Here is a 9,086-nt window from a genome sequence, read left to right as displayed (position 1 = left end):
CGGGCCCGGAGGCCAGCGGCCCTCTTGCAGGACCGCGGAAAACATAACGGAGGGCGGGCGCGACGGCACCCCGCGAGCGCCGGGCCGCGCAGACACCCCCGGTCGGCACCCACGCCGGGCAGGCCGTGAGCGCCGGGTCGCTCGGGGAGGGACCGGGCGGGCACGCCCGCTCAAGGCGCGCGGGGGGCGCGTGCCGAACGCCGGGCTGAGGAGAAGGGCTGCGTGAAACGCCCACGCCGGGCGTGCCGCAGCAGCCGAGGGGCGAGCCCCGTACCGGTACCGGGCCGGCCAAGGACGCGCCGGGCCGCACACCCTCCCGCCCCGCCGACCGCACGGGACGCGGCAGCGAACCGGACACGTTTCACGGGCACGGCCCCCCGACCCATAGGATTGGCCCCAAAACACTCTCACTCACCCCAGAGGATCGCTGCATGCCTGGCATTACGCGCGAGGAGGTCGCCCACCTCGCCCGGCTGGCGCGTCTGGAGCTGAAGCCCGAAGAGCTCGACCACTTCGCAGGCCAGCTCGACGACATCATCGGCGCGGTCGCCCGCGTCAGCGAGGTCGCCGACCAAGACGTCCCGCCGACCTCGCACCCCCTCCCGCTGACCAACGTCATGCGGCCGGACGAGGTCCGTCCCTCGCTCACCCCCGAGCAGGCGCTCTCCGGCGCCCCGGCCCAGGAGCAGCAGCGTTTCAAGGTGCCGCAGATCCTGGGGGAGGAGTAACCCGCCATGAGCGATCAGATCATCAGGCTCACCGCCGCCGAGACCGCCGCGAGGATCGCCTCCGGCGAGCTCACCGCCGTCGAGGTCACCGAGGCGCACCTCGCCCGGATCGAGGCCGTCGACGAGAAGGTGCACGCCTTCCTGCACGTCGACCGTGAGGGCGCCCTCGCCCAGGCCCGCGCCGTGGACGAGAAGCGCGCCAGGGGCGAGAAGCTCGGCCCGCTGGCCGGCGTCCCGCTCGCACTGAAGGACATCTTCACCACCGAGGGCATCCCGACCACCGTCGGTTCCAAGATCCTCGAGGGCTGGATCCCGCCGTACGACGCGACGCTCACCAAGCGGCTCAAGGCCGCCGACGTCGTCATCCTCGGCAAGACCAACATGGACGAGTTCGCCATGGGGTCCAGCACCGAGAACAGCGCCTACGGGCCGACCGGCAACCCCTGGGACCTGACCAGGATCCCGGGAGGGTCCGGTGGCGGTTCCTCCGCCGCGCTCGCCTCCTTCCAGGCGCCGCTCGCCATCGGCACCGACACCGGCGGTTCCATCCGCCAGCCGGCCGCCGTCACCGGCACCGTCGGCGTGAAGCCGACCTACGGCGCGGTGTCCCGGTACGGCATGGTCGCCTTCTCCAGCTCCCTCGACCAGGGCGGTCCGTGTGCCCGTACGGTCCTGGACGCGGCCCTGCTGCACGAGGTGATCGCCGGTCACGACCCGATGGACTCCACCTCCATCGACGCGCCGGTGCCCGCGGTCGTCGAGGCCGCCCGCAACGGCAGCGTCGACGGCATGCGCGTCGGTGTCGTCAAGCAGTTCCGCGGAGAGGGCTACCAGGCCGGCGTCATCCAGCGGTTCGACGAGTCCGTCGCGCTGCTCAGGGAACTGGGCGCCGAGATCGTCGAGCTGGACTGCCCGTCCTTCGACCTCGCCCTGTCGGCGTACTACCTGATCGCCCCGTCCGAGTGCTCCTCCAACCTCGCCCGCTTCGACGGCCTGCGCTACGGCCGCCGCACCGGCGACGACGGCAGCCACTCCGCCGAGGAGGTCACCTCGCTGACCCGCGAGGCCGGCTTCGGCGACGAGGTCAAGCGCCGCATCATGCTCGGCACCTACGCGCTCAGCTCCGGCTACTACGACGCGTACTACGGCAGCGCCCAGAAGGTCCGTACGCTGATCAAGCAGGACTTCGACAAGGCGTTCGAGCAGGTCGACGTGATCGTCTCCCCGACGACCCCCACCACCGCCTTCGCGATCGGCGAGCGCGCCGACGACCCGATGGCGATGTACCTCGCCGACCTGTGCACCATCCCGACCAACCTGGCCGGCAACGCGGCCATGTCGCTGCCCTGCGGCCTCGCGCCCGAGGACAACCTGCCGGTCGGACTGCAGATCATCGCCCCGGTCATGAAGGACGACCGCCTCTACAAGGTGGGTGCCGCCGTCGAGGCGGCCTTCGTGGAAAAGTGGGGCCACCCGCTGATCGAGGAGGCTCCGTCGCTGTGAGTGCACTGACCAAGGCCAAGGGCTTCAAGAAGTCCAAGTCCGGTACGTACCTGTCCATGGCCGCCACCGCGCTCGGCGCGATCGGCGTCGCCAAGCGTGTCAAGAAGGCGCGGCTGGAGAAGGACACCCTGGTCCTGATCGACGCCACCGTGTCCGCCGCCGCCATCGTCACCGGCCTCGCCATCCTCTACCGCGAGCTGAAGCGGCTGGGCGACGACGACGTCCTGCTGGGCTGAGAGGGAAGTTTCACCGTGACCACCACGACCGACCTGGTGTCGTACGAGGACGCTCTCGCGTCGTACGACCCCGTCATGGGCCTCGAGGTCCATGTCGAACTCGGCACCAAGACCAAGATGTTCTGCGGGTGCTCCACCGAGCTGGGCGCCGACGCCAACTCGCAGACCTGTCCCGTCTGCCTCGGCATGCCCGGCGCGCTCCCGGTCGTCAACGCGATCGGCGTCGAGTCCGCCGTCAAGATCGGTCTCGCACTGCACTGCGAGATCGCCGAATGGTGCCGCTTCGCCCGGAAGAACTACTTCTATCCGGACATGCCGAAGAACTTCCAGACCTCCCAGTACGACGAGCCCATCGCCTTCGACGGCTACCTCGACGTGCAGCTGGAGGACGGCGAGACCTTCCGCGTGGAGATCGAGCGTGCCCACATGGAGGAGGACACCGGAAAGTCCACGCACGTGGGCGGCGCCACCGGCCGTATCCACGGTGCCTCGCACTCCCTGCTCGACTACAACCGCGCGGGCATCCCGCTCATCGAGATCGTCACCAAGCCGATCACCGGTGCGGGCGAGCGGGCTCCCGAGGTCGCGCGGGCGTACGTCCGTGAGCTGCGCGAGCTCATCCGGGCGCTCGGTGTGTCCGAGGCGCGTATGGAGATGGGCCAGATGCGCTGCGACGTGAACCTGTCGCTGCGCCCGCACGGCCGGGAGAAGTTCGGCACCCGCTCGGAGACGAAGAACGTCAACTCGCTCAGGTCCGTCGAGCGGGCCGCCCGGTTCGAGATCCAGCGGCATGCCGCCGTACTCGACGGCGGCGGGACGATCATCCAGGAGACCCGGCACTTCCAGGAGGGCACGGGGTCCACGACCCCGGGCCGGGTGAAGGAGGAGGCCGAGGACTACCGGTACTTCCCCGAGCCCGACCTGGTGCCCGTGGCGCCGTCCCGCGAGTGGGTCGAGGAGCTGCGTGCCGGGCTGCCCGAGCTGCCGCTGGTGCGCCGCAACCGGCTCCGCGAGGACTGGGGGATCTCCGGCACCGACATGCAGTCCATCCTCAACGCCGGTGCGCTGGACCACATCGTCGCCACGATCGACGCCGGTGCCGACGCCGCTTCCGCCCGTAAGTGGTGGATGGGCGAGCTGGCCCGCGCGGCCAACGAGTCCGGCAGGACGCTCGACGAGCTCGCGATCACCCCGGCGCAGGTCGCCCGGGTCGCCGAACTGGTGAACGCCGGGGACCTCAACGACAAGCTGGCCCGCCAGGTCATCGAGGGCGTGCTCGCCGGTGAGGGCACTCCGGACGAGGTCGTCGACAAGCGCGGTCTCAAGGTCGTGTCCGACGAGGGCGCGCTCACCACGGCCGTCGAGGCGGCCATCGCCGGCAACCCGGCCATCGCGGACAAGATCCGCGGCGGCAAGATCACCGCGGTCGGTGCGCTGGTCGGCGCCGTCATGAAGGCCACACGTGGCCAGGCGGACGCGGCCCGCGTGAAGGAACTGATCCTGGAGAAGCTGGGCGTCGCCGGGGGCTGAGTTCCGAGAACGGGAGGGAGGGGACGCATCGAGGCCGATGCGTCCCCTCCGTCGTGCGGGACCGCGCCGGTCCCGTGTGGCGTGCGACCGGCGCCGGCGCGGTCAGATCACGCCGTCAGGGCCTGCGTCCCACCACGCGTGCGAAGCCCAGGGTGCGGCCCCGGTCCGCGCGCAGCAGATCCCCGTTCTCCCGGCTCATCCGCACATGGAACTCCTGCGTGCTCTCCTCGGCGACGACGTCGCACCAGAGCAGCCACTCCCGCCAGCCGTCCTGCAGCCAGTCGGCCGTCTCGACCTCCACGGCACCGCTGCGGGTCCAGTGGCGACGCCACCAGGCAGGGCTGTGGAAGCACCAGAACGCGGGGTCCCAGAAGGGCTTCAGGTGCTCCGGCGGTTCGCTGCCCTCGATCTCCCCGGGCATCGCCGGGACGACGACACCGATCCGGCCGCCGGGCTTCAGCAGCCGGGCCAGCGTCGGCAGATAGAGATCGTCGGTGCCGAAGTACTGGTACGCGTCGACCGAGACGATCGCGTCGAAACTCTCCTCCCCGAAGGGCAGGTCGTGCGCCTCGGCGTGCACCGGCAGCACCCGGTCGGCGACGCCCGCCTCGGAGATCCGGCGCGCGTTGTCCCCCGGCTCGATCCACAGATCGGCCGCGGTGACCTGGAGGCCGTACTCCTTGGCCAGGAAGACGGACGTCATGGCGCGTCCGCAGCCCAGGTCGAGCACGCGGGCGCCGGGGCGCAGGGTGCCGAGGCCGAGGGCCGGGGCGAGCCACTCCAGCAGCCACAGCGCGTGCGGGCCCATCGCGTTCTCGATGGTCCAGCGGGCGTCGTAGGTGCTGCTGCGGGGGTACCGGGGCAGGGTGAGGCGGCTAGCGAGGTCGTCGTGCGGGGTGCTGCTCGATGTGCTGTTCGATGTGATGTCCGACATCGGTGAACTGGCTCCTTGGGGCCGTGAGGAAGGAAGGGGGCGCGTCGGAGATCGCGGGGACAAGCATCAAAGCACCTGCTTCGGCCGGCGGCGGGCTGCCGCGGAAGGTCGGACCGGCGGACGCTAGCAGGCGGCCGACGGGACCCGCATCCGGGTTTCCGGCGGTGGCGGGCTGTGGTGGGCCCGGCGGGCCGTGTGCCGGGGGGTGCGGCCGTCGCGGCCGCGGCGCCGGGACCCCTGGTCAAGGCCCCGGGGGACCGGTTCGACCGACCGGTTCCGTGAATGTGAGTTAGTCCACGAAAGCGACAAACGATCATTTTCGCCTGCAAGAGTGACAGGACATTGCTCATGCGTTCTTTGCGGGCTGTTCGGTTCTTGCTCGACTGTTCCCGGTCAAAGATCCACACCGAGTCACCCTGGGAGCACATTCGTGGCAGCCCTAGCACGCTGGTGTGTCCAACGCCGTCTGATCCCCGTCCTCCTCTGGCTGCTCGCCCTCGGCGGGGTCGCCGGGGGCGCCCTCGCCGCCGGTTCCGCCTACTCGAACGACTACCAGGTGCCGGGCACCGAGTCGGGGCGGGCCACCGAGCTGCTGACGGAGAGCTTCCCCGCCCTGGGCGGGGACAGCGACAACGTGGTCTGGCACACGGCGTCCGGCAGCGTCCGGGACACCGGCGTCGAGCAGGCCATGACCCGCACCCTGGACCGGATCGAGGAGCTGCCCGGCGTGGCCGCCGTGAGCGGCCCGTACGACGACGGCGGCGCCGGGCGCGTCAGCCAGGACGGCCGTACGGCCTACGCCACGGTCACCTTCGAGAGCCAGGCCAAGGACATGGAGGCCGGCGAGGTCGCCGCCGTGGTGAAGACGGCCAAGGCCGCCGAGACCGACGGGCTGAGTGTCGAACTGAGCGGCAGCGCCGTCGAGACCACCGAGGCACCCGGCGGACACACCGCCGAGATCGTCGGCGTGCTGGTCGCCGCCGCGGTCCTCTTCCTCGCCTTCGGCTCATTCGCCGCCTCGCTGCTGCCCATCGCCACCGCCCTGGTCAGTGTGGGGACCGCCTACGCGGGCATCGTGCTGCTCGGCCACGTCATGACCGTCGCCGACTTCGCCCCCATGCTCGGCATGCTGATCGGGCTCGGCGTGGGCATCGACTACGCGCTGTTCATCGTCACCCGGCACCGGCGCGGACTGAAACGCGGCCTCACCGTTCCCGACGCCGCCGTCAGTGCCGTCGCCACCACCGGACGGGCGGTCGTCTTCGCGGGTGCAACCGTGTGCATCGCCCTGCTGGGCATGCTGATCCTCCGGCTGAACTTCCTCAACGGCGTCGCCATCGCCGCCGCGCTCACCGTGGTGCTGACCGTCGCCGCCTCCGTCACCCTGCTCCCCGCCCTGCTGTCGTTCATCGGCATGCGCGCGCTCAGCCGCCGGGAACGGCGCCGGCTGGCCGAGCACGGGCCCGAGCCGGAGGGGCCGACCGGGTTCGCCGCCCGGTGGTCCGCGTTCGTGGAGCGGCACCCGAAACTGCTCGGCGCGCTCGCGGTCGTCGTCATGGCCGTCCTCGCACTGCCCACCCTGTCGCTGCACCTGGGCACCTCCGACCAGGGCAACGACCCCAAGGCGTCCACCACCCGCCAGGCCTACGACCTCCTCGCCGACGGATTCGGCCCCGGCGTGAACGGCCCGCTCACCCTCGTCACCGAGGTGGACGGCGCCGGGGACCGGCTCGCCCTGGACAACCTCGGCCCCACCCTGCGCGACACCGACGGAGTCGCCTCCGTGTCGCCGGTGACCTACGGCCAGAGCGGCGACACCGCCTACCTCACCGTCGTACCGGAGTCGTCCCCGCAGTCGAAGCAGACCAGTGACCTCGTCGAGCGGCTGCGCGCCGACGTGCTGCCCCGGGCCGAGTCGGGCACCTCCCTCGACCTGAACGTCGGCGGCGTGACCGCCGGATACGACGACTTCGCCGACGTCATCGTGGACAAGCTGCCGCTCTTCGTGGGCGTGGTGATCGGTCTGGGCTGTGTGCTGCTCCTGCTGGCCTTCCGCTCGATCGGCATACCCCTCAAGGCCGCCGCGATGAACGTGGCCGCCGTCGCCGCCGCGTTCGGTGTCGTGGTGGCGATCTTCCAGTGGGGCTGGGGCAGCGAACTGCTCGGCCTGGGCCCGGGAGGCCCCATAGAGCCCTTCCTGCCCGTGATCATGGTGTCGGTGCTCTTCGGGCTCTCCATGGACTACCAGGTCTTCCTGGTGAGCCGGATGTACGAGGAGTGGCTGGAGACCGGCGACAACCGGCGGGCCGTCCGTGTCGGGCTCGCCGAGACCAGCCGGGTGATCAACTCCGCCGCGGTGATCATGATCTCGGTCTTCCTCGCCTTCGTCCTCACCGGCGACCGTGTGATCGCCATGTTCGGCATCGCGCTCGCCGCGGCCGTCGCCCTCGACGCCTTCGTCCTGCGCACCCTGCTCGTCCCCGCGCTCATGCACCTCCTCGGCGGCGCCAACTGGTGGCTGCCGCGCTGGCTGGACCGTGTCCTGCCCCGGATCAGCATCGAGCCGCCCGAGGCCCGTGTCGCGCATGAGAGGCTGGCCGCCGCCACGGACGCCGAGGTGGCGGACGTGCTGGCCGAGGAGGAGCGACAGCGGGATGTACGCGATACGACTGGGTGACGACGGAGCCGAGCTGCGCCCGCTGGAGCCCTGGCACGCCGAGGAGTTCCTGGCCCATCTGGACCGGGGCCGGGAGTTCATCAACCGGTACGTCCCCTTCGGCTCCCGGGCCACGGACGTGGCCGGCGCGCGGGCGGCGCTCCAGCGGTACGCCGACTGGCGCGCCGCCGACACCGCCTCCCTGCACGGGCTGTGGCTGGACGGCCGGCTCGTCGGGGGTGTGCTCACCCTGAACTTCGACGCCGGGAACGGCACCTGCGAGGTCGGCTGCTGGCTGGAGCCCGCCGCCACGGGGCGCGGGCTCGTCACCCGGGCGATGCGGGTCCTCATCGACTGGGCGGTCGAGCAGCGCGGCATCCACCGGGTCGAATGGGTCGCCGCGGCCGGCAACGCGCCGAGCGTCGCGATCGCCCGCCGGCTCGGCATGACCCGCGACGGTGTGCGCCGCGAGGCCCATCTCCACCACGGGGTGCGCCACGACCTGGAGGTGTGGTCGGTGCTGGCCCCGGAGTGGCGCGCGCACGACGATCATTGAGCGGACTCTCAGAAAGCGTCCGTACGGTGCGGGGCATGGAAACCAGGACAGTGGACGAAACCGGGAACGAGACCGGAACCGGAACCGACACCGGGATCGGACGCGAGACCGTGACCGGGGCCGGCGCCGGGAACGAGCACGACGAAGCGGCAGTGGACGTCACGGAGGCCGACGCCAAGGCGTCGGAAGCGGAGCGGGACGCGACCGGAACCGGGAGCGGGACCGAGGAGCCGTCCGGTGTCGGGCAGGGCGCGGCCGCCGTCGTCTCGGCGGCGCTGGGACTCGTCTCGCTGACCGGCAGCTGGCTGGGCACCGTCGCCGCCGCGCGCGAGACCCTCCTGGGCCAGCTGGAGACGGCGGCGGACGCCGGCGTCGCCACCCAGGTCAAGGAGGTGTACGGCGATGCCTGGAACACCAGCGCCCTGTGGGGCGGCCTGTTCGCGCTGACCGCGCTGATCGTGGGTGTGGCGGTGCTCGTCAGGCCCGCCTTCGGAACGCCCGGCCGGACGGTCCGGGCGCCCTGGATCAAGTCGGTCGCCTGGGCGGGCGTCACGCTCGGCGTCATCGGACTGCTGCTCGCGGTCCTCACGTACACCGGCCTCCTGCTGGGACTGCCCGCCACCGGCTGAGCCGGCGCAGGTCACGAGGGGTCTCCGGGTAACCGGAGGCCCCTCGCGCGCGTCCGCCCCCCGGGCACTGCGCCGGGGGGACTCAGAAGGCCCTGAGAGCCTCGGTGACCGTCCTAAGTGCCTTCTAAGGCCCCGCACCCCGCCGAAGATACGGAACCTTCCCGATGTGGCCGGCCCGCCTTGGAGACGAAGGTAGAGGCATCGCGGAAAGCGATACGGACACCGACTCCGCCAGGGGGACCAGACCATGTTCGAGTACGCACTCCACCGGCTCCACCACGACGATCTCCTCCACCGGGCCGCGCACGAGCGAC

General features: G+C 71.4%; 8 protein-coding genes. 7 read left to right on the top strand and 1 reads right to left on the bottom strand.

Annotation, left to right across the window (positions count from 1 at the left end):
* Positions 1–431 precede the first annotated feature (431 nt).
* From gatC to gatB, 4 genes are read left to right on the top strand one after another with little or no spacing between them, the layout of a single operon-like run.
* A complete protein-coding gene (gatC, locus tag B9S61_RS04875; protein WP_004925108.1) occupies positions 432–728 on the top strand; it encodes an Asp-tRNA(Asn)/Glu-tRNA(Gln) amidotransferase subunit GatC in 297 nt (98 codons plus the stop codon).
* A gap of 6 nt (positions 729–734) precedes the next feature.
* Positions 735–2,231 (top strand): Asp-tRNA(Asn)/Glu-tRNA(Gln) amidotransferase subunit GatA, encoded by a 1,497-nt coding sequence (gene gatA / locus B9S61_RS04870; protein ID WP_103541084.1) that lies wholly within the window; start codon positions 735–737, stop codon positions 2,229–2,231.
* Positions 2,228–2,467 carry a hypothetical protein gene (locus B9S61_RS04865; protein ID WP_103541083.1) on the top strand — a complete coding sequence of 80 codons (240 nt, stop codon included), beginning with the start codon at positions 2,228–2,230 and terminating at the stop codon, positions 2,465–2,467. The genes gatA and B9S61_RS04865 overlap by 4 nt, the downstream gene beginning before the upstream one ends.
* Positions 2,468–2,482: 15 nt before the next feature.
* The gene (gatB, locus tag B9S61_RS04860; protein WP_103541082.1) at positions 2,483–3,997 is read left to right on the top strand and encodes an Asp-tRNA(Asn)/Glu-tRNA(Gln) amidotransferase subunit GatB; all 1,515 of its coding nucleotides are present in this window, start codon (positions 2,483–2,485) and stop codon (positions 3,995–3,997) included.
* A 115-nt stretch (positions 3,998–4,112) separates the two neighbouring features.
* Here gatB and B9S61_RS04855 read toward each other — a convergent pair whose 3' ends face one another.
* Complete coding sequence (locus B9S61_RS04855) at positions 4,113–4,931, bottom strand: cyclopropane-fatty-acyl-phospholipid synthase family protein (RefSeq protein ID WP_103541081.1); 819 nt, start codon at positions 4,929–4,931, stop codon at positions 4,113–4,115.
* Between the two features lie 430 nt (positions 4,932–5,361).
* Here B9S61_RS04855 and B9S61_RS04850 point away from each other — a divergent pair, with 430 nt between their 5' ends.
* The 3 genes from B9S61_RS04850 to B9S61_RS04840 are packed head-to-tail and all read left to right on the top strand — an operon-like array spanning position 5,362 to position 8,772.
* Positions 5,362–7,608 carry an MMPL family transporter gene (locus B9S61_RS04850; protein WP_103541080.1) on the top strand — a complete coding sequence of 749 codons (2,247 nt, stop codon included), beginning with the start codon at positions 5,362–5,364 and terminating at the stop codon, positions 7,606–7,608.
* The gene (locus tag B9S61_RS04845) at positions 7,586–8,143 is read left to right on the top strand and encodes a GNAT family N-acetyltransferase (protein ID WP_103541079.1); all 558 of its coding nucleotides are present in this window, start codon (positions 7,586–7,588) and stop codon (positions 8,141–8,143) included. Before B9S61_RS04850 ends, B9S61_RS04845 begins: the two co-directional genes overlap by 23 nt.
* A 35-nt stretch (positions 8,144–8,178) precedes the next feature.
* Positions 8,179–8,772, top strand: a complete 594-nt coding sequence (locus B9S61_RS04840; protein ID WP_258039550.1) for a hypothetical protein — start codon at positions 8,179–8,181, stop codon at positions 8,770–8,772.
* The last annotated feature ends 314 nt before the right edge of the window (positions 8,773–9,086 follow it).

Origin of the sequence: Streptomyces sp. SM1 (genome assembly GCF_002910825.1) — a bacterium.
Classification (GTDB): domain Bacteria; phylum Actinomycetota; class Actinomycetes; order Streptomycetales; family Streptomycetaceae; genus Streptomyces; species Streptomyces okerensis.
Note: the sequence above shows the minus strand (reverse complement) of the source record. Positions and strands in the feature narration are given on the sequence as shown.